Raw genomic sequence first — 23,838 nt, forward strand, 5'->3', positions numbered from 1 at the left:
CCCATGTGGAATTTCTGTCAGGTCAACTTTTGCAAAACATGCGCCAAAAAATAACCAGCCTAACGAAGCAACAGTAAGAAAAACAAAGAAAAAGAGGAGAAGAGCCGGTTTCCGTATTATCCGGAAATCGGCTCTTCTCCTCTCATATTCAACACTAGCACGCCTTGGACGTGACTTTTTTTATGTCCTACTTTTGTAAAGAAGAAACAAGCGCGGAAGCAGCTTTTTCTATTTTTGCGACCTCTTCTTCATTCTTTTTTACCTTTCCTGCGTCAAAAATCCCTAACACAGGAAGTTCAGCTACGATTTCAAACCCTAATGCTTCAAGTGGCATGCGCATCGCATCAAGAGTAAAACCCATATCTGTTTTATCCACCTGTTCAGCAATGGCACCGATAACAGCCTTTCTTCCCTGTCCTGCAAGTCTGCTGGACCAGCCTCGCGGTCTGTCATTCGTAAAATCATAAAAACAGTACAGTCTATCAATAAAGCTCTTCATCCATGCTGTAACGTTGTAGTTATGAACAGGAGAAATTAAAACAAGTCCTTTTGACTCCAAAATCTTTGGGTACAGCATCGTCATTCCATCATGGAATTTGGTACAAATTTTATCTTTTCTACACCGCTCACAGCCTACACACGGTTCATACCTGTAGTCTCGTAAATGAGCACCGGAAAACGGGACGCCTTGCTGTTCGCAAACAGAAGAAAATATTTTAAGCATTGCATCTGAGTTCCCACCCCTGCGTGGACTTCCCTCTACTCCTAAAATCATAATAACTCCCTTGGTTACGCGTCCAAAACATATAACAGTGACATGTCAATTAAAGACATATCACTATTACTTCCAGTTCATCACTTCCACTCATGCCACGGTATACACAGTTTACAAAGTAGAAGTTGGCCACCAAAAGCGGCACATACCGGAATAACGCTGTTGTCGGGCTAAGAAAAATCCAGTGTATTACTAGACTGGTGTTTCCATACGGCATCTGGTATTCGAGGCATCTTGCGAGATAATTATGAGCATTACATTAGACAATATATCGAAATTCTTCGGCGGCGATGAGATTATTCCACAATTTTCTTTGGATATTGCGGATGGCACTCGCCTATGCGTTTGCGGCCCTAACGGGTGCGGTAAATCTACACTCCTTAAAATGGTTGCAGGTCTTGTGTCCGTTGATTCCGGACGCGTGCTTCTCCCAAAAGGATGTCGACTTGGCTTTGTACAGCAGGAACTTGATGAGTCCCTCCTCGGACTTCCCCTGCTTAGCTGGGTTCTGGAAGTACTTCCTGACTGGAACGATTTCTGGGAAGAATGGGAAGCAGCAAGTCAATCTCAAGACGAAGCTGCGTTGAAACGTCTAGGCGTTCGTCAGGCTGAACTGGAACAGATTTACGGTCATAATCCTGAGCACCGCGCTAAAACAGTACTAACCGGTCTCGGGTTCAGTGAAGACAAATGGCTCAAGCCGATGAAAGAACTTTCCGGCGGTTGGCGTGAACGAGCCAAGCTTGCTCGTGTTCTTACCGCAGGTGCTGATGTTCTTCTGCTTGATGAACCAACAAACCACCTTGACCTCGATGCGGTAGAATGGTTGGAAAACTTCCTGCTGGATTATCAGGGTGTACTCATTTTCGTCGCGCACGACAGAATTTTCATGGATAAAGTGGGCAGCCACGTTCTCTATCTTGGCGGCAACAAACCGACATTCCGAAAAGGAAATTTTACACAATTCCTCGTCGTTCAGGATGAAATTGAAGCCCAAAAAGAACGTGAAGCTGCAAAATTGCAGGAAGACATTGCCCGCAATATGGACTTTGTCCGCCGCTTTAAAGCCAAGGCTACTAAAGCCCGTCAGGCTGGTTCCAAACAAAAAATGGCGCAACGCCTGCAAAAAGAACTTGATGGCATCAAGTTTGAGTCAAAACGCAAGCAACTTGCTTTTGCATGGCCTGAACCGGCTCCTGCGGAAAAGCTTATCCTCAGTGTTTCAGACCTTCGCTTCACCTATCCAGACGGTGTCACATTGTGGTCCGATATAGAATTTCAGCTGTATCGCGGACAAAAGATTGCCCTTGTCGGTCCGAACGGCTGCGGTAAATCCACTCTGCTCAAACTTATTGCTGGTCGTTTGGAAAAGAACAACGGTTCCATCATGATGGCCTCCAAGGCTAAAATGGGCTATTTTTCACAGCACCAGCTGGATACACTGAATGCTCAAAATACAGTACTCAGTGAAATCCGTCGCCTTTCCGATCCAAAAACAACCGAAGAAGAACTTATGTCTGTTCTTGGTCTGTTTATGCTCGGACAAAGCTATTTTGAACGCGTTGTCAGCGAATTATCCGGTGGTGAAAAAAGCCGCCTGATGATGGCTATTCTTTTCCTTTCATGCTGCAACTTCCTTGTACTTGACGAACCGACAAACCATCTCGACCTTGAATCCCGTGAGGCACTCATTGAAGCGTTAGCATCTTTTGAAGGCACCATTCTCATGGTCGCGCATGATCGCTACCTCTTAAAAGAAGTTGCTGATCAATTATGGAGCCTTTCACCGGACGGACTTACCGTTCATGAACGCGGCTTTGATGAATACGACAAGTACCGCAAAGAACAGAACGCCCTTGCTAACGGAAAAACCAAAGAAACCTCATCCGGTGGCGGATTAAGCCGTGAAGAGCAAAAACGTCTGAAACGCGAACAAGCAGAACTTCGGAATCGCATATACAAAGAGCTCAAGCCGAAGCAAAAAGCATACGAGGAAATGGAAGAAAACCTCATGCTCATGCTTGAAGAACAAGGCGAACTTGAAACCAAGATGGCTGATCCCGAATTCTTTGCCAACTCCTCTGACATGCAGGAAGCCTTGAAACGCTTTGGACAACTGCAAAATGACAGCGAAGCGCTTATGGAAAAAATGGGCGAGCTGGAAACAGAGATTAATGAGTTGGAACAACAACGCGAAGCGCTGGCAGGCTAGCCATGAAAAAAGCAATTACAGTTGTTGCCGGTATTGTATGGGACGGTGAGCGCTATCTCGCCGCCCGACGTCCAGACAATGCTCCGTTTGGCGGTTTCTGGGAGTTTCCCGGCGGAAAAATCGAGCCGGAAGAAACACCTGAAGCCGCTCTCGTGCGTGAATTTCAGGAAGAACTGGATATTACGCCGACCCGATGGGAATACTGGCAGACTGTAACACATGAATACGAGGAGCTAATTGTCACGCTTCTTTTCTTCCACATAACCGAATTTGAAGGTACACTTATTCCTCAGGAAGGACATACTGTACAATGGGTTATGCCACATGAAGCCTGCAATCTTGATTTCCTGAAAGCAGACATCCCCATTGTGCAGGCGTTAACGACGCTATCCTAGCGCGAATAGGTCAGGCATGGTACTCGCGCTCGAGGAGTTACCGTATGCATCTGACTCTGCTCTTTCTCGCACTCTTTATGGGGATCTTTATGCCTCTGCAAATGGGGCTTAATTCCATGATCAATCAGCAATGGAGTCAAAGCGCCCCCATTGCCTCACTCATTTCCTTCTTTGTAGGCACGATTTCCCTGACTATCTTTGTCGTCGTCACCCGTATTCCTATTCCACCGCTTTCAACCTCTACCGTCCCTTGGTATGCATGGTTCGGCGGCATTCTCGGTGCAGTCGGCGTTACTGCTCTGACATTTCTCGCCCCGCGCATAGGTGCTCTTGCCATGCTCTCTCTGCTGATTTGCGGACAATTCATCAGCTCTATGGTTTTTGATCACTTCGGCATCCTCGGCTACCCACTGCGTCCGGTTACTCTTATGCGTGTGGCAGGAGTAGTGCTGCTTATCGCCGGCGCATACCTTGTAAATCGCTATTAAAACCATCACTCTATATTACTGATTGAATTACTCCCATTGTTGTCCTATTGTCTCGCCGTGAAAGTATATTGATAAGGAACACCTAGCCCTTTCCATAAGGGATGCTATTCAGGAGATATGCATGGCGACATTCGAGTGGAACGCTTCTATGAATACCGGCATTGCTGTAATTGATGAACAGCATGCGGAACTTACACAGATCATCAACACACTGTACTATGCATACATGAACGGAGAAGAAAACACCGTTCTCAGTCCGCTTATTCATAAAATTAATGACTACGCGCACATGCACTTTGCGACAGAAGCTGATTTGATGAATGCGTACAAGGATGACATTCCAGACTTTGAAACGCACATGGAACAACACAGAGAGTTTTTTTCCAATGCTATTGGATTCCTACTGGATTATCTGAATGATAAAGCAGACATTACTCCTGAACTCTTAGACTACCTTACTGACTGGTGGTTTAATCATATCAATGGAATAGATCGGAAGATGGCTGAGTTTTTATTAAATAAAGGCGCTGCATAATCAGAAATGGCGGTTTCTGAGTACAATGCGCCGTGTATGACCAAATTTCTATGTGCTCAAGGAGAGTTGAAATGAGTAAAGATCGTTTAGTGGTAGCCGTTGCCGGTGCCACAGGTGCTGTAGGGCGGGAAATGCTTTCCGTTTTGGAAGGCCGTGATTTTCCAGCTACCGAGGTTATTGCCCTCGCATCCGCACGATCCGCAGGCACCACTGTTCCGTTTGCGGGTGGTGAACTTACAGTCAAAGAACTGACTGAAGACTCTTTTGATGGCGTTGATATTGCGCTCTTTTCCGCCGGTGGTTCCACGTCTGAAAAATTTGCTCCTATCGCTGCAAAAGCTGGCTGCGTTGTTGTAGACAACTCCAGTGCATGGCGTATGGATGACCGCTGCCCGCTTGTTGTTCCGGAAGTAAACCCCGAAGCACTTGATGCGCACAACGGCATTATTGCGAACCCGAACTGCTCCACTATCCAGATGATGGTGGCACTCAAGCCGCTGCATGACAATGCTCAGATTAAACGTATTGTTGTTTCTACCTATCAGGCAGTATCCGGTTCCGGTCAAAAAGCAATTACCGAGCTCGAAACACAGATTCGTCAACTTTTCAACATGCAGACACCGGAAGCTGAAGTGTACCCGTACCAGATTGCGTTTAACGCACTTCCGCAGATCGATGTTTTCATGGACAATGACTACACCAAAGAAGAAATGAAGATGGTTAACGAAACCGTTAAGATCTTCAACGATCCTTCCGTCAAGGTAACTGCAACCTGTGTACGTATTCCTGTATTCTATGGTCACAGTGAATCTGTGAACATTGAAACTACACAGAAAGTTACTCCGGCTGAAGCCCGTGCAATTCTCACACAGGCTCCTGGTGTTACTGTGCTTGATAACCCTGGTGAAAAAATCTACCCGATGGCTATTGATGCTGCCGGTCAGGATGACACCTACGTGGGTCGTATCCGCGAAGATGAAACCATTGAAAATGGTCTGAACATGTGGATCGTATCCGACAACATCCGTAAAGGTGCTGCACTCAACACAGTACAGATCGCTGAAGAACTGATTAAACGCGACCTTCTTGGTGTGAAAGACACAACCGTATTCGACTAGGAGAAAGCAACCGTGGCGACAGTATGTGATACAGAAGAATACATTTCCAAGATTCTGAACAGCCGCCGCGCCGGTGAGCGCGATGTGCTGGCCTTTTACGAACACCGTATCGGCTGTATTGGTAAGAACCCGAGATTGATGCTTCTACCTATGGACGACCATCTTGCCCACAGGGGGGACGGCGTCTTTGAGAACATCAAATGGGTTAACGGTAAACTGTATCAGCTTGATGCGCACATTGAACGTATGAAGCAGTCCGTCAAAGGACTACACCTGTCGCCGCCATGCACTTGGGAAAAGCTTGCAGAGCTGGCTGTTGATGTTGCAAGAGCTGCCGAAACACCTAACGGACTGCTGCGTATCCTTATTGGCCGCGGCCCCGGCGGTTTCAGCATTGACCCTAAAGAATGCCCTGTAAGCAGCCTGTACATTGTTGCGTACCAGCTCAAACAAAAGCCGGAAGAATGGTTTGAAAAAGGGGCAACAGCGTTCCGCTCTTCTATTCCGGCCAAGCCATCTCACATGGCACGTGTTAAGAGTGCAAACTACATTCCTAACGTGCTTATGAAGCGCGAAGCGGATGAACGCGGCTATGACTTCCCGTTCAGCTTTGATGCAGATGACTTCATCGCTGAAGGTGCAACAGAAAACATTGCCCTTGTAACCCAACAGGGCACACTTCTTGTTCCTGAATTCTCCAATGCGCTTGTGGGCACAACCATTATGCGTGCTGTTGAACTCATGAAAGACGACATCAAAATTGAATTCGGTCCAGTGCGTGAAGATGACCTTTACAAAGCAAAGGAAGTCCTCATCTTCGGTACATCATCAGACTGTGTTTCAATTGTCCGTTTTGAAGGACAGCCGATCGGCGATGTTCGTCCGGGCCCTGTATCCAAAGAGATCAGAAGACGCCTACAAGAGGACCTTGAAGCAAACGGACTGCCACTGTAGCCAAACTTTTTTGGCAACCTTCCGATAAGTATTTTGTATCAATAATTTACTATCGGCTCTGGCTCTGCTTGCATGGAAAAACAATTGAGCCGGTGCTGTTGATTATTAACGGCACCGGCTTTTTCTCAAATTGGACGTTTTCTCCTGCACAATGCGGCTGGTTACGACACATATCGTCACCCCTTGTCCACACACGCCTCAGACAAAGCCGTACGGAGAACAATCTCTGACCCACGGCACATTATTCTGTGCCTGTTATAAAATATTTCACCCCCACAGTGTGAACTTACGGGGGACTCAAGTTCACACTTGGATTCAGGATACTATGTATGCACATTTTGTTGCTTGATCTCGGAAAGGAAATGCGCGGCGGACAATGGCAGGTTTTTTACCTTGCCCGTGCACTGGCGCGCTCACAGGAGTTTACGGTTACACTGGCAGCACCTGCCAACACGCCTCTACTCTCACATGCTTCCGGCGAAGAGGGGATTACTCTTCTGCCTCTTTCCAGCACCTGCGACTGGGACGCTCGCAACATCTATAAACTTCGTCGTGCCGTAAAAAAATTTGATGCACAGGTCATTCATACTAACTGTGCAAAGAGTGCCTCGCTTGGCGGTATTTTGAAAAAAATGTGTGGCAACGCATTCCGCCTTGTGCATACACGCCGCGTCTCCTATCCCCTCAAAAAGGGATGGAGTGCTAAAAAATACCTACTGGCAGACGCCGTTGTTGGAGTAAGTCAGGAAATATCTGACATCATGCTTGAATCAGCGCCGCTTCTTGACCCGAATAAAGTTTCCACCATCCATTCCGGTATTGATGCTTCTCGTTACCAAGCCAAAAAAAATCGAAACGATGACAGGTTCATTATCGGCATGATCGGCGCTCTCACAGAGCAGAAAGGGCATGTCGTTCTTGTAAAAGCTCTTGGTGAACTTGCAAAGTACAACGATCTTCCAATATGGGAAGCCCGCCTTGTGGGTGATGGCCCTCTCTTCGGTGAAATTAAGGATCTTGCAGAAGAACTTGAAATCAGCAGCCATCTCGCCATGCTCGGTCGTCAGGATTCACGTGAGCAGCTACCTTTTTTTGATTTGCTTGCAGTTCCATCCGTTAATGGCGAAGGCTCATCAGGAGTCATAAAAGAGGGCTGGGTTGGACAACTTCCCGTTGTCACATCTGACCTTCCTTCTAACCTTGAGCTTGTCGAAGATCAGAAAAACGGCCTAACCTTCCCCAACCACGACCATGAACAACTTGCAAAACTCCTTCATATGCTCATGCTTGATGAAGGCTTACGTACCCGTCTGGTAGAGGGTGGAAACAAGCGTGTTCAGAAGTTTACTGACATGAAAATGGCAACAGCCTACATGGAGCTGTACAAAAAAAGCAGGTAACCCTTGTCTATCACAAAAGTCCTCTTATACGTTTGCGGTCTTCTAATTCTGGCGCTTCCGTATCTTGCCTATATATTAGGCGGGAGCATTGGCAGCTACGCTGCTGTGCTGCTTTTTCTTCTGGCAATAATGTGGGGACTTTTTTCAATGCGTAAACCTGAACAACCCAAAGTGACGCTCAGTAAACCCATTTCCGGTACTGAGTCACTTCCTGCACAATCGCAACAACTGGCAAACGACATCATGACCACTTATATCGGATCTATGTACGATAAGGCTCGATTCATGCCAAATTTTGATTCTGATGCAGAGATGGAAAGCATGCTTTCTCATGTTCGGTATGTTCTCACCCAACACGATCTGACAGTAAGTGATAAGGCACTGTCAGAATTACGTGTCCGGTTTATGCAAGCAATTGAACAAGGATTAGCTGATAAAAAAAAGGCATAAAAAAAACGCCGCATATTTTTTTACAAATATACCGCGTACTTTTTCAGTAAGAAAAGGGCGCTCAGAGTAAGGCACATTCGTGCAGTCAGCAACTGTACGGATTTGCCTTACTCTGAGAAGAAGGGGGAGCCGGCCAGGTTCCCCCTTTTCCATTCCGTCCCCCATTGCAAAGCAACACAAGGGGGACAGGAACACTAAGGTATATGGTTTATGCCCTTAATGTTCCGGAAAAATTTTACCTTGTCCCTCTATTACTCCACAGTATCTTTCCAAACATCACCAGTGATAACACACTGATTTATAAGTATACTGCATCGAATCCGGACATTGAACAAGGTGACTCGAAACATCGCCGCAAGGCATACCACTCACAAAGAGATGTGCCAAGAGTTAGTATAGGAGTATCGCTGATAAATGAATAAGCTGATACATACTGATAAGGCTAAAGCGTTATCGCTCAACTCTTCACGGGAAACGGTTGATTATAATTTTTTGATGTAAACAGTGTTTACATCAAAAAGCAACGCTACGTTTCAACAACGCATGCTGGCAAAGTAAAATTTAGATGAGCAAGAAGGTACAAAAGATCTCTGGAAAGGGATTATCAAAAAACGCCCGCCACCTTAACGGCAACGGGCGCTTGTTCTTAATCTTCGTTGACGCGTTGAATCCGCGCTCCGACAGGGATAAGCTTTTCTTCAATATGCTCGTATCCTCTATCCAGATGATAGATACGCTGCACATGTGTCTCTCCCTCTGCAGCCAGACCGGCAAGCACCAATGATGCACTTGCACGAAGGTCGGATGCCATAACAGGAGCACCACGGAGAACTGAACCGCCTTTAATGCGTGCTGTACGTCCTACAGGGCGAATATCTGCCCCCATACGAGCTAACTCAGGCGCATGCATAAAACGGTTCTCAAAAATGGTTTCCTCAACCATAGATGTACCGTCCACATAGCACATCAGCGCCATAAACTGTGCCTGCATATCTGTCGGGAATCCCGGATACGGCTGTGTGGTAATCTCTACAGGAGATAGCGGCCCAACGTATTTTACACGGGTTCCGTTTTCTTCTTTTGTTACCTCAACACCCATTTCTTTAATCTTGCTAATAACTGCATCCAAAGCGTCATTCGGGCAGTTTTCAAGCAACAGGTCACCTTTGGTAATTGCAGCCGCAATCATAAATGTTCCGGCTTCAATGCGGTCCGGCATCACAGCATACTCGCACCCCTTAAGACGCTCGACGCCTTGAATGCGAATAACACTGGAACCGTGACCTTCAATCTTTGCACCACATGTAATCAGGAAATTGGCAAGATCCACAATTTCCGGTTCACGCGCCGCGTTTTCTAAAATGGTTTCACCTTCTGCAAGGGTAGCAGCCATAAGCAGGTTTTCTGTTCCGCCTACAGTTACTTTTTCAAAAACAATATGCGCACCCTGCAAGCGTCCTTCACATCTCCCCATGATGTAACCGGAATCCACTTCAAAAGTTGCGCCCATTTTTTCAAGTGCAGAGAGATGCAGGTCAACAGGTCGTGCACCAATTGCGCAACCACCCGGATATGCAACTTTAGCTTCGCCAAGGCGGGCAAGCAGAGGGCCGAGACATAACACAGAAGCACGCATGGTTTTTACAAGATCATACGGTGCCTCCGGTTTAGGGTCACACCCTTCTGTTTCTACAACCCCGTCAGCAAACCGACCCGGACACCCAAGAATGTCCAGTAGACTGATAATTGTGCGGATATCCCGCAGATTAGGCACGTTGGTAAAACGAGCTGGCTCACCAAGAAGAATAGAGCCCATTAAAATCGGTAATGCAGCATTTTTTGCGCCGCTGACACGGATTGTTCCGTTTAACGGAACGCCACCTTGAATAACTAATTTTTCCATATGTCTCCCTTGAATGGGTCTTGAATATCGTAGAATAGTCTGTTCAAATTCGATCAAGTGTCACAATACAGTCAGTGTACGGCACTTAGAGGCAACGAGAAATGAGAAGCAACAATAGGCTGCTACGCTTCATTATTAATACTGAACAAGGCGTAACAACACCTCGCAGCAGCAATTGAGACAATGCAGAGTAAGAAGTGTCATAAAAAAGTACCGGCAACAGGCGATGTATGCCTCTCACCATGTATTTTCATAACAACGTTGAATATTAGTCAAAAGGTGCAGAGAGTTGCACTGTAAATTATCATTATATATTCAACAAGCTACGCAGTTGTCAGCAATTCAATGCAATATGCCGGTTGACCGGTTCTGTGCTCAAGATTAGAATTACGAACGACACTCTAGGTTATACAGCGAATATCAGTCCCTCTCATGTAAAGTCGTATAAGCCGAGTTACCCTAGGAAGCAATAAATTTAAAAAAAATGAAATTTATGCTTGACCGGAAAGCTCGAAGTCTATAGTACACATTCCTGCTTGTGGCGGATGTAGCTCAGTTGGTAGAGCACACGGTTGTGGCCCGTGTTGTCGAGAGTTCAATCCTCTTCATTCGCCCCATCCAAGTAAGAACGCCCCGTACTTTGTACGGGGCTTTTTTTGTACGCTCTTCCCAACCGGCACAAAATTACAAAACAAGAAGCTGCTTAATTGAAGTGCAGGCTACCCGCACAGCTTTTTCTAACGAATTAATTAGTTCAACATCCACACTGTGCGCCTTCGAATCTCTCTCCAGCTGCTCAGCACAGGAAAAGATATCTTTGGCGGAAATATTACCACTAGCTCCTGCAAGAGTATGTGCTTTTGCCGCAAGTTCATCCCAGTTTTGCACTTCAAAAAGCTCCCGTATCTCCTCTGCTACATCAGAATACGTTTCATAAAATGTCTTTACTACCAGCAGGTAAATACGGCTCTTCCCGCTCAATCGTTCTATCCCTTCTGATATTGCTAATCCGGGAAGTTCAAAAGGTAACGGATCTATGCCTTTGTTAGAACGCATCAATCTTTCCTGTCCGTTTGCACTCAACGTATTTCCCTCTTTAGTGTTCTCATCCGCTACATTCTTAACAGGATAAAATTTTTGCAAAATGGCTACCAGTTCATCCAGCTCAACAGGTTTGGTCAAATACCCGTCCATTCCAGCTTCCAACGCTTTATCCCTATCCTCTTGCAAGGTATGAGCTGTCATAGCAATAACCGGAAGTGATTTTAATTCAAGCTCTTCGCGCAATCGAACGGTTGTCGCAAACCCGTCCATTCCCGGAAGTTGAATATCCATCAAAACAAGATCGTATGTATGGATGGAAAGAAGCTCAATTGCAGCATTCCCGTCCTTTGCAATGGTGACGCCTACACCGAGGTACTCTAAAATTTCACGCATTACTTGCTGGTTAATAGGGTTATCCTCCACCACGAGGACATCTAATCCCTTTAAGCATCCAGCTTCTAATGCTAACTCAGAATCTACATGCCTTGAAGGATCAACCGCTCGCAGAATGTGAACCTTCAACTGTGCGAGTGTAACCGGACGTCGCAAGAATCCAGAAACGGTAAAGAAGCACTCTCGCTCCGGCAGTGTTTCGTCTCCCAACCGCGCAGCCAGAAGGACTTTCAACTCTGGATGATCACAAAGATAGTTTACCAGAGTACCATTCATATCAAGAAGTTCTTTACTCCCTAATACTACAGCATCAAAATCACTTTTACCGTTTTGCTGCTCTAACTGAAGCAACATTTGTCGCTCTGTTCCCAAAACCACGGCAAGCATATCTAATTCAGCGAAAAGATTCCTCCACATTGCGCGTGCCGCAATGGATGGCTCCAACACTAATACACGCCAACCGGAGTAAACAGGAACAGTCTGACGCTCTTTCTCTTCAGCCACAGCAAACGGCAAGACGGCAGTAAAAGTACTTCCCTTGCCCACTGTGCTATCCACAGAAATAGAACCTTTCATCAAATCCACAAGCTCAGCAACAATAGAAAGCCCCAACCCAGTCCCACCATAATGTCTGGAGGTGGAGCCATCCGCCTGTACAAAAGTATCAAAGAGCGTTTTTTGCGCTTCTTTTGATATTCCGATTCCTTTATCCGTAACAGCAAAAATAAGCTGAACAACCTCGTCATGCTCTCTTGCATGAGGAATCTGAATAGGCTTTGCCGCCGTAGATTCGACTCCCACATGAAGCTCTATGCCGCCACGCTCTGCAAACTTGAAAGCATTCCCAACTAAATTCAAAAGAATCTGTTTAAGACGGAAAGAATCCCCCCTCATAACCGACGGAACCCCTTCATCGACAACAATGACTAAGTCCATTTCCTTCACAGCGACTTTTTCTGTAAAGATGATAGCTAACTCATCAAGCACGTCACGCAAGATAAAATTGGTCTCTTCAATTTCAAGTTTTTTTGCTTCAAGCTTAGAAAGATCAAGAACACCATTTATCAAATGCAGCAAACTTTGAGATGAAGCTGCAATGATCTCGGCATACTCGCGCTGTTTTGTGGTTAAGCCGGTTGTTTGCAACATGTTGGTCATACCGAGTATGGCATTCATCGGAGTCCGTAACTCATGGCTTACGCTGGCTATAAATTCACTCTTAGCGCTGTTGGCTTTTTCCGCAGCTTTTGTTGCCTGTTCAAGCTCCAATGTCCGCTCAAGTACTTCCATCTCCAGATTACGGCTCTCTGAATGCAAAAACATATCGTGAGCTTCAATATGATCCAGCATACTATTGAAGGAATCAGTTAGCTCCGCAAGCTCTCCAGAGCCGGTACGTTTCGCCCGTAAAGCATACGTCTGTTCCTCACGAACCCTTCGTGCGGTCTCAGAAAGCTCCCTCAATGGCAACAGCAGTGTCCGTACAATCAATAAAATAACCATGAGGACCACAATTGAACTGGCCACGATATTGGCAAAAACTGAAGGAAGGAACAGACTAAGAAAATGGTGATGAGCAGGATCAAATGTGACAATTGCTACCAGCTTACCGACAAGGATACTGTCTTTTATTATCGGAAATTCAATTCGGTATTCAGATGAAGAAAGAAGAGGAACCTGCGTAGCTTCATGTCCGTTATAAGCTCCGCAAAGTAATTCACCTTCCTTATTGTATACAAAAAGCCCTGTAGTACTTTTGTAAGACAAGTCATCATGAATGAAGATCTTTATCTGACTAAGGTGGTCTTCCTGAACAGGAGTAGCAAGATGGGTAGCAAGAACTTGAGCATGTTCCGTATGGTTATCTATAAAATTATCTATACGCTGATCAATGGCATACAAGTAATAGCCAATATTGAAGAGAATCAAAAATATTGCGGTTAACAAAATGCTGACTGCAATAAAATTTTTTGTGTAGCTATCAGGAAAAAGCTGCAATTTTACTATCCGCTTCAACATTGCAATACCGCCTAGTAAAAATACATCAAAACGTACAGAAGATGGGAGCTTGCGCTCTTTTTCCAAATAACGCACCCTTACTTTCTAAGCAATCAATAAATAAATTATTCCTAGTGGTTGCACCTTGAACCACAAGCAAGCTTCAAAAGAAGACGTGCATCAGGGCTGCCGCAGACATAAAGTCCTCCCACATACCCCATTGCCAGCACAGGAATAAAAAGAATGCTGATAAGGCCATATGGCAATAGCCACCAACATATTACTCCAACAATGATACTCAGTAGTGCATATACACCATTCCAGCTGTTCAACGGTATAAAGCAGAGCGCATCCTTATGCATCAAGTAGTAAAGTATCATAAAATTCACCCAGCCGCCTACTGAGACCGCAAGAGCAAGGCCTGCCCCAGACCATAACTGCATAAATAAGCCCCCCAGCACTGCGGTAACAACTAAGTTTCCACCTCCGGCAAGTAAGGGGACACGGCTCTTTTGTCTGGCATAAAAACCGCTCAGCAGTGGACGCGTGCAAGCAAAAGCCGGCAGCCCTATAGAAAACGCCTGAAGCATTGCTGAAGCAGAAGCAGCATCTGAAGCAGTAAACGCTCCCCTCTCGAAGAAAATCTGTAACACTGGGTACGCCAAAGCAAACAATCCCGCTGCAGCAGGGAGAGATAAAAAGGCAGTAAACTGCACGGCAGAAGAAAGCACTTCGCCATATTTTTGTTTATCGTTAGATGCGGCGAGCGAAGACAATGCCGGAAGTACAGCTATGCCGATGGCAACGCCAATAAGCCCCAAAGGAAATTGTACAAGTCTATCCGCAAAATAAAGTTTAGCAATGGTACCATTCGGTAAAAAAGACGCGAGCATGGTCACAAGAAGTACGCTCAGTTGAAAAACAGCACCACTCAACACCGTCGGTACAATCTTCTTCCCAAGCTTAGCAGCGCTGGGGTTAAAAAGTCCCCACACTCCCTTCCACAACGACTCCCCCCTTAAAGCAACAAGTTGCATGGCAACCTGAAGCCCACCACCGACAACTAAAGCGACGCAAAGCGTCTCAGCCACAGGAAACGCAAAAAGCCACGCAATCCCGGCGCTACAAACAAGAGTGCAGTTCAACACAAGTGGGGCTAACGCTGGAGCAACAAAACGCTGACGGCTATGGAGCACCCCAGAGAACAGGGCAAGGCACCCTACACAAAATAGGTACGGCAACGTCACTCTCAGCAAAGCCTCAGCATGAACAAAAACATCAGGAGAAAGAGTAAGTCCGGGAGCAAGCACTCCGGTCAGGAAACGGCTTCCCAATTCTGCCAACATCAGCAGAAACAGGCTTATGCCGACAGTCCAAAGAAAACATGTCCGGAAAAATGAAGCAGCGCTGCTATCCCCTTCTGTTTCACGCAATGACGTAATATGAGCTGTTACGGCTGAGGAAAGAGAGCCGTCCGCAAAAAGTTTCCGAAGAAGGTTTGGTATACGAAAAGCAACAATAAGAGCATCTGCAACCGGCCCTGCCCCAAGAAGAGAAGCAATAATTACATCACGCAGCAGTCCGACAATACGTGATATAAAATTACCAACAGACACAACCGCCGCTGATGAAAAAACTGATGAAAAAGAAGTAGATTGAGATTTCATATAACCCTATGTCGTTACGAACAAACTAAACAAGATGATATTGTATGGCTGAAGCAGAGGTTCAAATTGTGCGTTCAACATGAATCCTGTAACGTGCAGCTATTACTTTTTTTGATTAACACTAACGGAACCCTATGCCTACTCACCCCAGCTACCTACACTTACGCTATTTATCACCATTACTCATTCCTTTTTCCCTGTTTTTTGTCGGAGGAATAGTGCTAGCTATCCTTCAATCTCTGGGAATCGGGCTTCCCTTCCCCTATGAAGGAGGCTTGCTCGACAGTTATGAAGCATTGCTGACTCCATATATGCTGCGTTCTTTTCTTCTGTCTATAAAAGTAGGAGCCATTGCAGCACTCTTTTCTGTCGTCATTGGAACTGTACTGGCTGTAGGGCTTTGGAGAATGCCTTCATTCCTGCAACAGGCAGGTGTTATATATAAAATCCCTCTTATCCTTCCACACTTGGCTGTCGGATTCATCGTTTTCTTTTTCTGGGCAAAATCAGGATTGGTATCCTCAGCAATGTTCCACGCAGGAATAACAACCACCCCACAAGACTTTCCATCCATACTTTTTGGCGGAGACGGCTGGGGAATGATCATCGCGTATGTATATAAACAAATTCCTTTTGCCCTGCTTATGATCTACGCATCTCTTAAACGACTGGACATGCGCTTACTGGAAACAGCATATATGCTAGGTGCCGGAAAATTCAGAGCATTTAAAACAGTGACATACCCACATATAAGCGGATCTATTCACTCCACATTTTGCATTCTTTTTCTTGTCGGATTCGGAGCATTTGAAATCCCTTTTCTTCTCGGCGGCTCACAGCCTGCAATGCTCAGTATTGAAGCCTATAATCTATACTTCAGAAAAGAACTTTACCATCGCCCGCAAGCAATGGCGATCCTCATCACAATCTTCATCTTTTCCATTGCATTTCTCACTGTCTACCTTCGCTCAATAACCGGAACACGTCAGGAGAGAGCCAATGGGTAAAGCCCGACTTCGTCACTATGCGCTCTTTCTTTTCTTCGTACTTTTCTTTGCAGGGCCAACAGCCGTACTTGTCGTTTCACTCTTTGCCCCCGGCTGGACATGGCCGAATATCGTACCAGCAACATACTCTACGAAAGCTCTGCAATCCATCGCACAGCATAGCAGTTCCATACTGCTCCACCTGAGTGTTTCTGTTCTTTACTCACTCACAACAACATTCTGCACGTTACTCTTATGCCTGCTTCCTGCATATCATTTTGCGCGCGTTGACTTTAAGGGGAAAAATGCACTGCAAGGCATACTGCTCACACCTGCACTTGTTCCTGCCATGACGTTTTCCATGGGTATTCATCATGTCTTCATTAAGTTTTCACTTGCAGACTCATTTGCCGGAGTCGTCCTTATTCTGACAATCTTCAGCTATCCGTATATGCTTCGTGCCCTTATTTCAGGCTTTGAAGCATACAGCGAAGAATATGAACTCTGTGCTAAAAATTTAGGTGCTTCTCTTTGGATGCGCTTACGGCACGTCGTCTTCCCGCTTCTGCTGCCAAGCATTATCGCCGGAGGCTCTGTTGTCTTCCTCGTTGCGTTTTCAGACTATTACCTTGTTTTTCTGATAGGTGGCGGTGTTGTTCCATCATTTACCGGCTACCTATTCCCGTTTATCACAGGAGCTGACAGAGCAATGGCAAGTGCGCTCACACTCATTTTCCTCATTGTTCCGGTCACACTATTTGTTCTGGTAGAACTTTCTGTACGTAAATTTTATCAAAGAACAGGCCTGTACTAACGTTCCTGCATCACATCACAGGCTATTATATACGCGACTGAATCCAACCTCTACGCTAGAACATTGTCACAACGCTCAGATATAATTCGCTCTGGCATAGTACCCATAATGATGTTGCTTCTGACTCATTCTAAAGCATATCCAAATCACTATAAAAAAGCTTAAAATATAAAGAAAAAACATCTGCAGCAAACGACTTTTGATGAAGAAGAAAAATCCGTCACTATCTGATTTACAACATCCCAGAAAGTGACTACTCACAAAGAGATCAGACTGTAGTAGCGGTTTGCAGAACCACTACTACTTTCGTTTTTTCAGAGGCTGTGTCAGGCGGACAATAGTGAGGCTGTTCCGCAAGGATCACCGCTCTCCTGTCCCCCCATTTCTCGACTGCGATCAGCTGAGACTTTACGATGCCAGCTGTTCCTTTCAGATTCTATTTTTTCAGGATTTCAAGACAATGTTTACTAAAGACTACCTTCTTCCTACCTTGTCACTTTTCGGTGCAATGGTTCTATGGGCGAGCTCTTTTATCGCCATGAAGATTGCTGTAACAGGCTTTTCGCCTATTGCTGTTGTGTTTGGACGTATGCTCATCGCGTCCTTGCTCTTTCTCACTCTCTGGAAGAATTTTCGTGGTCTTAAAATACGACGAGAGGACTGGAAACAACTCATATTCATGGCGCTGTGTGAACCGTGTCTCTATTTTGTATTTGAAGCCTATGCGCTCAAATATACATCTGCGACACAAGCAGGCATGATTGTTGCGACATTACCGGTGTTCGTTGCGATTGCGGCTTTCTTTATTTTAAAAGAAAAACTCGCACTCAGAGTATGGATCGGATTTTTTCTTGCGGCAGGCGGCGTAGTCCTGCTCTCATGGGGAGCAACTGCAACAGAAAACGCACCCGACCCCCTTTTAGGAAATACCCTTGAAACACTCGCTATGGTTTCAGCCACAGGCTATATGATTACAGCAAAAAGCCTCTCAAACCGATATTCACCGCTTTTCATCACAGCGTTGCAGGCATGGGTTGGCGCTATCTTCTTTTTGCCGCTTATCGCGTTTACTCCAGGAGCAATTCCAACAGAATTTCCTTACGAGGCATCAATCGCAGTTGTTTATCTGGCAAGCGTTGTAACCATGGTAGCATACGGCTTGTACAACTATGGGCTAAGTAAAGTCCCAGCAGGTCAAGCTTCCGGTTTTACAAACCTGATTCCCGTTTTTACTATGCTGATGGGCTTTCTCTTTCTTGGAGACCGCCTTTCAACCATGCAGTTTATCGCCTCAGGCCTTGTTCTTGGTGGAGTAATCCTTACACAGATTACCCCTTCCAAGAAAAAAGTCGTAGCAACCGCTTAACGTCGTCTCATGGCATTAGCGAAAAGCTTTTCACAATATCCGGCAATAAAATGATCTGTTGCAGCGGCCTTGCCGCCTGATTTTACGATTTGTGAAATCACAACAGATGCCCGCCAGATATAGTTAGGACTGCAAACAACGCGTAAGTCCTTATACTCTATACCGCAATCATCACAGGTTTTTTCCGGAGCATTCATAAAAACAAGGTTTCCTTGATGGGTGTATCCGGAAAAATACCTGCGTAACCATTCTGAAATTTTCTTTGTGTAATTAATGGGAATCAGTCTAATCCCTCCAAGAACGAGGTTAAACCCCATCCCAAACGGTACACGCGCTACACAATCAGCGGCATTAACTACTCTATATATTGGCGTTTTGATGCCGATATAAAAGTCATCATCTGCTGCACGCGGTGCCCCGAATGTATAGGTCGCTCCAGTACTTTCTGCTCCCAGCTCTTTCGTCGCAATCATAGCAAGAGCGCCCCCGAGAGAATGCCCTGTAATATACAACGGCAAACCTTTATGCTTTGCTACCGCTTCATTTATCTGTTTACGAACCTTGTCATACGCTTCTAAAAACCCCATATGAACACGCCCGCCATCAGGATGTGGCACTAACGGAGCTTTGGCATCTGTACATGCATCTTTGAACGATTCCGTCCCTCTAAAGACAAGCACAAGAAACGGTGTCTGCCCCTTATGCTTCAGTTTAACAAGCATCGCCTCTGTATCATCCTCAGCGAATGTCTCAACCAATTCAAAATCAACACTTTCAAGTGCCTTTGGAATCGTATCGTAATCCTTTCCTCTCAATCGAATTTGCTTTTTAACAAACCCCTCTAAAAGATCTTCATACTCTCCCTGAGCAATCGCCTCACGTAAGTCGTCTACCAACTCTTGAGGCGTTGCAGCTCCCGGAAGCGGCTCATAGACCAAGCGGGAAAGTTCAGCCATAAGCCATGCTGTTCTGTCAGAATATGCAGCGCGAGTTACTGGAAGATCTGAAATGAGATCTTTTGAATTAAAAAAGTCAGCCATACGTCCTCCCTTGCAAACAATGTTTTTACAGAAAAACCTATAGACTACCGGATATTACAAGTATATCGAATGTGTAAAGAACGTTTTATATTTCAACTGTTATTGCTATTCTTCACTTCACATTCCAAAGGACTCACATGCGATTTCTTTTATCCCTTCTTTTCATAGCACTATGCTCACTCCCTGCGTTTGCTGTAGAAAATAACAATTTATGCTCAGCATCCAGTATGCTCGACGCACAAAAAAAATCTCTTGAATTGTTTCAAGATAAACAATTCGGTGCAGCAAATGTGTACCTTGAACGCACATATACTGAATGCCCTAAACTTTCTGAGGCATTCTACTATAAGGGGGACAACAGAACTTCCGAGCAAAAAAGAGAAGACGATATCCACATACAATTTATGCATGACCTTATGCGGACACGCCTATATGCCGAAAAATATGAAGGCTGTTTAGAGATTGGGGAAATGCTTTTTGACAGAAGTACCAAACGCGTTCCTCGTAAAACATTAGATGCAATGAAATCGATACTTGCGACTTGCCGTCAACGTGCTTCAAGAAATTGTTCAGATAACGCCATTAAAAAAGGACTCTTTTGGGAAGTCGATCCAGAAACTCTCTACCTGTTCACGCAAAGCATCGTAGATGCTTTTGAAAAAAGAGATATGGCTGCATTCCGCTCGCACATCAAAGGTGACCTTGGAAACGGCCCGCGCAACAGATATTTGGACGGTAAAAAACTCTCAGATATTTTTGATGAAGATTTTAGAGATACTGTGCTTGAATATGGTGCGACCTGCTATGTTCATAGCTGGCGGGGGATAGCGATGAGTAACAGTTCTATTTGGATTCAATGGTCATCCCCGAAAACCTTTACTATCAGCGGAGTATGGGAATCTTTTCCAGAAAAATTCTATCGTGATGACATGCCTACAGGGTGGACAGTTAATGGCAAGCTTTTAACGCCTGACAGATTCAGCAGACCCGACATGGCCAACGAAAACTACTCCAGCCTAGCTAAAAAACTATCCCTTAAAGACAGTGAGGCTATCGCCACCACTCCGGGGAAATTTTTAACGGCAATGAAAGGACAAACCGTCATCGCAGGTGAATACGAAAACCTCTCTCTCCTGCGTAGGGCTACAGCAAACCCCGAACATAAAGAAAAGCGGCGCAGCAACGGGGTTATACATTTTGAATCAAACGCTGAAGAGTATCCTATTCGCTCCAGTTACCAAATACTTGCAGATATCCCTACTGAGTTCTGCCAATCTCTAGCCCTGAATTTTTCTGGTAAATGCATTCAATCCTATCTGGTTGAAACAGGAGATGAGACAGGCGGTTCAATGGGAACAATTGTAAACATAGGCATTTATGGCTTGTTCGAAATGCCGGATAAAAGCAAAGTCATTGCTCCTCTCATTCATTTCACGACAGATACAGCAGCGCGGAACTATCTCGAAGATAACAACCTTGCTCCAGATTTATCGAAAAAAGCGAATAACTAGCCACACTCAAAACCTCTAACGCCAGAAGAACGGTGAATCGCATAAAAAAAGGCTGCCATAAGGCAGCCTTTTCATTTCTATAACAAAAAGTCGCTTAACGACGGGAAGCAGGTTCAACAAACAATTTATTGCCGCGAATCTGGTTGCCGTTCATAACGTTAAGAACTTCCTGAGCGTAATCTTCAGGTACTTCAACAAATGAGAAGCGATCGTAGATATCGATTGCACCAATCATTTTACCTGGAAGACCGGATTCACCTGCAATAGCACCTACGATGTCACGTGCGCCGATACGGCTTTTGCGACCAACGTTGATAAACAGACGAACCATGCCTGCCTGAGCACCTGTATCACCGAAGGATTTCTTCTGTTCAGGCATTGCATCACCGAGTTCACGGTGCATGAGAATTTTGAGCAGAGCAGCAGCCATTTCAGCTGTTGTAAGGTCACCGTCAAACTCGTTCTGAATAAAGTCGTCAACGATTGTAAGGTAACGATCAAGTTCATGCTTGTGAATGTTGTCGCGGATTTCATCAAGCAGCTTACTTGATTTAGCATTTTCAACATCTGCAATGGTCGGAACCTGATGCTGAACAATACGAGCTTTGGTGAAGCGTTTGATATCACGAAGCTTCCAGAATTCTTTACCGGAAACAAAGGTAAACGCACGACCCATACGACCAGCACGACCTGTACGGCCGATACGGTGAACGTAGTATTCTACATCGTTTGGAATATCGTAGTTAACTACTGCTTCAACGTCATCAACGTCGATACCGCGAGCAGCTACGTCAGTAGCAACGAGCACTTCGATATTACCTTTACGGAAACGATTCATAACACGGTCACGCTGAGTCTGGTTCAAGTTACCGTGCAGGCCGTCCGCCTGATATCCGCGTCCCTGAAGGTTGGCTGTGAGCTCATCAACACCGCGTTTAGTAGAACAGAACACGATGGTGAGTTTTGGGTTGTACACATCAAGTACGCGACAAAGAGCATCCATTTTCTGGAATGGACGAACTTCGTAGTAAATCTGTTCAATGTTAGGAACAGTCAATACTTTCTGAGTTACTTTAAGAAACTCAGGAGTCTTGAGGAAGCGTTTTGCAAGCTGCAAAATTTCGTCACGCATGGTAGCGGAGAAGAATACAGTCTGGCTTTCTTCAGGAACCTGTTCAAGGATGAACTCAATGTCATCACGGAAGCCCATATCGAGCATTTCATCCGCTTCATCAAGAACAGCCATGTTGATGTCCTGAAGGGAGATAGTACCACGTTTCATGTGGTCCATGATACGGCCCGGAGTACCTACGATAACCTGAACACCGCGACGAAGCGCTTTGATCTGGCGTTCGATAGGCTGACCACCGTAAATAGGCAGTACAAACAAACCGCGCTTACGTTTTGCAAGCTGGCTCATTTCTGTAGCAACCTGAATTGCAAGTTCACGGGTTGGGCAAAGAATGATTGCCTGTGGAGATTTATGACGCACGTCTACTTTTTCCAAAACTGGAATACCAAACGCTGCGGTTTTACCCGTACCTGTCTGAGCCTGACCAATTACATCCTTACCTTCAAGAAGATGAGGAATAGCCATTGCCTGAATTGGAGATGCTTCTTCAAATCCCATGTCTTCAATGGACTTCAATAACTCCGCAGACAATGGGAGTTCAGAAAAAATACATCTTTCCATAATAAAATTCCTTATGCACTAACTGGCATCTTGTGACTGCGCTGCAGAAGAAGCGAGCTCTCTGACGCACCTATTCAGAGTTTCTACTTTCTTACCGGAGGGCTGTCTTTTTATGTTACATTCTATCTTAGAAGCAGTGCTCCGATCGGGAACAAAGGCGCTGGCAATCAGGGACACGGGCCGTCTGGAGCGAGTATATTTTGCTCCTTTTCCCGAGTTATGTTCACCAAGGCGTCTGTCCATATCGGTCGTTATGCCGCAATAAAGCGAGCCATCTGCACATTGCACAAGATAGACTACCCAACTCTTAGTTATCGACATCGTTTTGTCTTGCACGATACCAGTCCATGCAGTCGTCTGACAGCTGCTAGCATTTGCAGGCTTCAGCGGTTGTGTTTTCAAGCTTCAAAGTATCGCCCGGTTTCAGATCGTACAGGCGGCAATCCGGAGCATAGTTCTGCAACTGGTAAGCAAAATCTTTTGTGTTCTGTTCAAGGACGGGGAAGGTGCCCCAATGCATCGGTATAACACTTTTGCACTTAAGCAGGCTACATGCTAACGCTGCCTGTTTAGCGTCCATTGTAAACACGCCGCCTATTGGCAGCAGGGCGAGATCGATGTCATACAATCGCCCCCATAATTCCATTCCTGAGAAAATTCCTGTGTCACCGGCATGATATACGGTGTATCCGTCATCCAGTCGGAAAATATATCCAACAGGAGCACCGGATTCTGTGGAATGGTAGGCTTGTGTCATGGTCACACTCACACCTTCCACCACAATTGTTCCACCGATATTAAAACCGATGCCATTAATAACCTGTTCCTGCGGCACTCCCGCTTCAACAAGCTTTTCAGCTGTACCGACGATTGCACCAAGCTTTGCACCGGTGGATTTGCAAATTTCTACTGTTGACCCCGTATGATCACCATGATCGTGCGTAACAAACACAGCATCCGGCTTTGATGCCTTCTGCCATGTGCTGGCGGCAGAGGGATTTCCTTCAAAAAACGGGTCAATCAATATTGTGGCTGAAGAAGTTTTCAGTTGAAAATTAGCGTGTCCATTCCATTGCAATTCTTGCATGTGCTGCCT

Annotated in this window: 20 protein-coding genes and 1 tRNA gene; 13 read left to right on the forward strand and 8 right to left on the reverse strand. The window is 45.5% G+C overall.

What is annotated here, in order from left to right:
• Positions 1–187: 187 nt before the first annotated feature.
• Positions 188–775 (reverse strand): flavodoxin family protein, encoded by a 588-nt coding sequence (locus QZY95_RS00330; protein WP_290917768.1) that lies wholly within the window; start codon positions 773–775, stop codon positions 188–190.
• Between the two features lie 247 nt (positions 776–1,022).
• Here QZY95_RS00330 and QZY95_RS00335 point away from each other — a divergent pair, with 247 nt between their 5' ends.
• From QZY95_RS00335 to QZY95_RS00370, 8 genes are all read left to right on the forward strand, one after another.
• Positions 1,023–2,987 carry an ABC-F family ATP-binding cassette domain-containing protein gene (locus QZY95_RS00335; protein WP_290917771.1) on the forward strand — a complete coding sequence of 655 codons (1,965 nt, stop codon included), beginning with the start codon at positions 1,023–1,025 and terminating at the stop codon, positions 2,985–2,987.
• Positions 2,988–2,989: 2 nt separating this feature from the next.
• The gene (locus QZY95_RS00340; protein WP_290917775.1) at positions 2,990–3,382 is read left to right on the forward strand and encodes a (deoxy)nucleoside triphosphate pyrophosphohydrolase; all 393 of its coding nucleotides are present in this window, start codon (positions 2,990–2,992) and stop codon (positions 3,380–3,382) included.
• 44 nt (positions 3,383–3,426) lie between these two features.
• Positions 3,427–3,870: a DMT family transporter gene (locus QZY95_RS00345; protein ID WP_290917780.1), complete on the forward strand. Its 444-nt coding sequence runs from the start codon at positions 3,427–3,429 to the stop codon at positions 3,868–3,870.
• A gap of 121 nt (positions 3,871–3,991) precedes the next feature.
• Positions 3,992–4,405 carry a hemerythrin family protein gene (locus QZY95_RS00350; RefSeq protein ID WP_290917783.1) on the forward strand — a complete coding sequence of 138 codons (414 nt, stop codon included), beginning with the start codon at positions 3,992–3,994 and terminating at the stop codon, positions 4,403–4,405.
• A 71-nt stretch (positions 4,406–4,476) separates the two neighbouring features.
• The gene (locus QZY95_RS00355; RefSeq protein WP_290917786.1) at positions 4,477–5,523 is read left to right on the forward strand and encodes an aspartate-semialdehyde dehydrogenase; all 1,047 of its coding nucleotides are present in this window, start codon (positions 4,477–4,479) and stop codon (positions 5,521–5,523) included.
• A 12-nt stretch (positions 5,524–5,535) separates the two neighbouring features.
• Complete coding sequence (locus QZY95_RS00360) at positions 5,536–6,477, forward strand: aminotransferase class IV (RefSeq protein ID WP_290917788.1); 942 nt, start codon at positions 5,536–5,538, stop codon at positions 6,475–6,477.
• Positions 6,478–6,806: 329 nt separating this feature from the next.
• A complete protein-coding gene (locus tag QZY95_RS00365; protein WP_290917791.1) occupies positions 6,807–7,877 on the forward strand; it encodes a glycosyltransferase family 4 protein in 1,071 nt (356 codons plus the stop codon).
• 3 nt (positions 7,878–7,880) lie between these two features.
• Positions 7,881–8,327 (forward strand): hypothetical protein, encoded by a 447-nt coding sequence (locus QZY95_RS00370; protein WP_290917794.1) that lies wholly within the window; start codon positions 7,881–7,883, stop codon positions 8,325–8,327.
• Between the two features lie 646 nt (positions 8,328–8,973).
• Here QZY95_RS00370 and murA read toward each other — a convergent pair.
• A complete protein-coding gene (gene murA, locus QZY95_RS00375; RefSeq protein ID WP_290917797.1) occupies positions 8,974–10,230 on the reverse strand; it encodes a UDP-N-acetylglucosamine 1-carboxyvinyltransferase in 1,257 nt (418 codons plus the stop codon).
• A gap of 541 nt (positions 10,231–10,771) precedes the next feature.
• Between murA and QZY95_RS00380 the strand changes: the two genes are divergently transcribed.
• Positions 10,772–10,847, forward strand: a tRNA-His gene (locus QZY95_RS00380).
• A 67-nt stretch (positions 10,848–10,914) separates the two neighbouring features.
• Here QZY95_RS00380 and QZY95_RS00385 read toward each other — a convergent pair.
• Entirely contained in the window at positions 10,915–13,752 is a 2,838-nt protein-coding gene (locus tag QZY95_RS00385) for a hybrid sensor histidine kinase/response regulator (RefSeq protein WP_290917801.1), read from the reverse strand.
• Between the two features lie 44 nt (positions 13,753–13,796).
• On the reverse strand, positions 13,797–15,332 hold the full coding sequence (gene murJ, locus QZY95_RS00390; RefSeq protein WP_290917804.1) for a murein biosynthesis integral membrane protein MurJ: 1,536 nt from the start codon (positions 15,330–15,332) through the stop codon (positions 13,797–13,799).
• Positions 15,333–15,550: 218 nt separating this feature from the next.
• Here murJ and QZY95_RS00395 point away from each other — a divergent pair, with 218 nt between their 5' ends.
• From QZY95_RS00395 to QZY95_RS00405, 3 genes are all read left to right on the forward strand, one after another.
• The gene (locus QZY95_RS00395) at positions 15,551–16,339 is read left to right on the forward strand and encodes an ABC transporter permease subunit (protein ID WP_290917807.1); all 789 of its coding nucleotides are present in this window, start codon (positions 15,551–15,553) and stop codon (positions 16,337–16,339) included.
• Entirely contained in the window at positions 16,332–17,132 is an 801-nt protein-coding gene (locus tag QZY95_RS00400; RefSeq protein ID WP_290917810.1) for an ABC transporter permease subunit, read from the forward strand. The genes QZY95_RS00395 and QZY95_RS00400 overlap by 8 nt, the downstream gene beginning before the upstream one ends.
• Before the next feature lie 460 nt (positions 17,133–17,592).
• Positions 17,593–18,498 (forward strand): DMT family transporter, encoded by a 906-nt coding sequence (locus QZY95_RS00405; RefSeq protein ID WP_290917812.1) that lies wholly within the window; start codon positions 17,593–17,595, stop codon positions 18,496–18,498.
• Here the strand turns inward: QZY95_RS00405 and QZY95_RS00410 are convergent.
• Positions 18,495–19,538, reverse strand: a complete 1,044-nt coding sequence (locus QZY95_RS00410; protein ID WP_290917815.1) for a lipase family protein — start codon at positions 19,536–19,538, stop codon at positions 18,495–18,497. The genes QZY95_RS00405 and QZY95_RS00410 overlap by 4 nt on opposite strands.
• Before the next feature lie 227 nt (positions 19,539–19,765).
• On the opposite strand from QZY95_RS00410, the gene QZY95_RS00415 reads away from it, so the two are divergent.
• Positions 19,766–21,049 (forward strand): hypothetical protein, encoded by a 1,284-nt coding sequence (locus tag QZY95_RS00415; RefSeq protein WP_290917818.1) that lies wholly within the window; start codon positions 19,766–19,768, stop codon positions 21,047–21,049.
• Positions 21,050–21,143: 94 nt separating this feature from the next.
• Here QZY95_RS00415 and QZY95_RS00420 read toward each other — a convergent pair whose 3' ends face one another.
• Genes QZY95_RS00420 through QZY95_RS00430 form a run of 3 tightly spaced genes read right to left on the reverse strand, consistent with a single transcriptional unit; the run spans position 21,144 to position 23,829 of the window.
• Complete coding sequence (locus QZY95_RS00420; RefSeq protein WP_290917821.1) at positions 21,144–22,742, reverse strand: DEAD/DEAH box helicase; 1,599 nt, start codon at positions 22,740–22,742, stop codon at positions 21,144–21,146.
• An 18-nt stretch (positions 22,743–22,760) separates the two neighbouring features.
• Positions 22,761–23,063, reverse strand: a complete 303-nt coding sequence (locus QZY95_RS00425; RefSeq protein WP_290917825.1) for a GIY-YIG nuclease family protein — start codon at positions 23,061–23,063, stop codon at positions 22,761–22,763.
• Between the two features lie 46 nt (positions 23,064–23,109).
• Positions 23,110–23,829 (reverse strand): metal-dependent hydrolase, encoded by a 720-nt coding sequence (locus QZY95_RS00430; RefSeq protein ID WP_290917828.1) that lies wholly within the window; start codon positions 23,827–23,829, stop codon positions 23,110–23,112.
• Between the last annotated feature and the right edge of the window lie 9 nt (positions 23,830–23,838).

The sequence above is a fragment of the Halodesulfovibrio sp. genome (genome assembly GCF_015482765.1).
GTDB lineage: Bacteria > Desulfobacterota > Desulfovibrionia > Desulfovibrionales > Desulfovibrionaceae > Halodesulfovibrio.

What these genes read in the sequence shown, in the direction of transcription:
- QZY95_RS00400 (WP_290917810.1), top strand. Translation starts at nt 16,332, where the DNA reads ATGGGTAAAGCCCGACTTCGTCACTATGCGCTCTTTCTTTTCTTCGTA.
- QZY95_RS00410 (WP_290917815.1), bottom strand. Translation starts at nt 19,538, where the DNA reads ATGGCTGACTTTTTTAATTCAAAAGATCTCATTTCAGATCTTCCAGTA.
- QZY95_RS00405 (WP_290917812.1), top strand. Translation starts at nt 17,593, where the DNA reads ATGTTTACTAAAGACTACCTTCTTCCTACCTTGTCACTTTTCGGTGCA.
- murJ (WP_290917804.1), bottom strand. Translation starts at nt 15,332, where the DNA reads ATGAAATCTCAATCTACTTCTTTTTCATCAGTTTTTTCATCAGCGGCG.
- QZY95_RS00340 (WP_290917775.1), top strand. Translation starts at nt 2,990, where the DNA reads ATGAAAAAAGCAATTACAGTTGTTGCCGGTATTGTATGGGACGGTGAG.
- murA (WP_290917797.1), bottom strand. Translation starts at nt 10,230, where the DNA reads ATGGAAAAATTAGTTATTCAAGGTGGCGTTCCGTTAAACGGAACAATC.
- QZY95_RS00330 (WP_290917768.1), bottom strand. Translation starts at nt 775, where the DNA reads ATGATTTTAGGAGTAGAGGGAAGTCCACGCAGGGGTGGGAACTCAGAT.
- QZY95_RS00350 (WP_290917783.1), top strand. Translation starts at nt 3,992, where the DNA reads ATGGCGACATTCGAGTGGAACGCTTCTATGAATACCGGCATTGCTGTA.
- QZY95_RS00365 (WP_290917791.1), top strand. Translation starts at nt 6,807, where the DNA reads ATGCACATTTTGTTGCTTGATCTCGGAAAGGAAATGCGCGGCGGACAA.
- QZY95_RS00425 (WP_290917825.1), bottom strand. Translation starts at nt 23,063, where the DNA reads ATGTCGATAACTAAGAGTTGGGTAGTCTATCTTGTGCAATGTGCAGAT.
- QZY95_RS00430 (WP_290917828.1), bottom strand. Translation starts at nt 23,829, where the DNA reads ATGCAAGAATTGCAATGGAATGGACACGCTAATTTTCAACTGAAAACT.
- QZY95_RS00355 (WP_290917786.1), top strand. Translation starts at nt 4,477, where the DNA reads ATGAGTAAAGATCGTTTAGTGGTAGCCGTTGCCGGTGCCACAGGTGCT.
- QZY95_RS00415 (WP_290917818.1), top strand. Translation starts at nt 19,766, where the DNA reads ATGCTCGACGCACAAAAAAAATCTCTTGAATTGTTTCAAGATAAACAA.
- QZY95_RS00335 (WP_290917771.1), top strand. Translation starts at nt 1,023, where the DNA reads ATGAGCATTACATTAGACAATATATCGAAATTCTTCGGCGGCGATGAG.
- QZY95_RS00345 (WP_290917780.1), top strand. Translation starts at nt 3,427, where the DNA reads ATGCATCTGACTCTGCTCTTTCTCGCACTCTTTATGGGGATCTTTATG.
- QZY95_RS00420 (WP_290917821.1), bottom strand. Translation starts at nt 22,742, where the DNA reads ATGGAAAGATGTATTTTTTCTGAACTCCCATTGTCTGCGGAGTTATTG.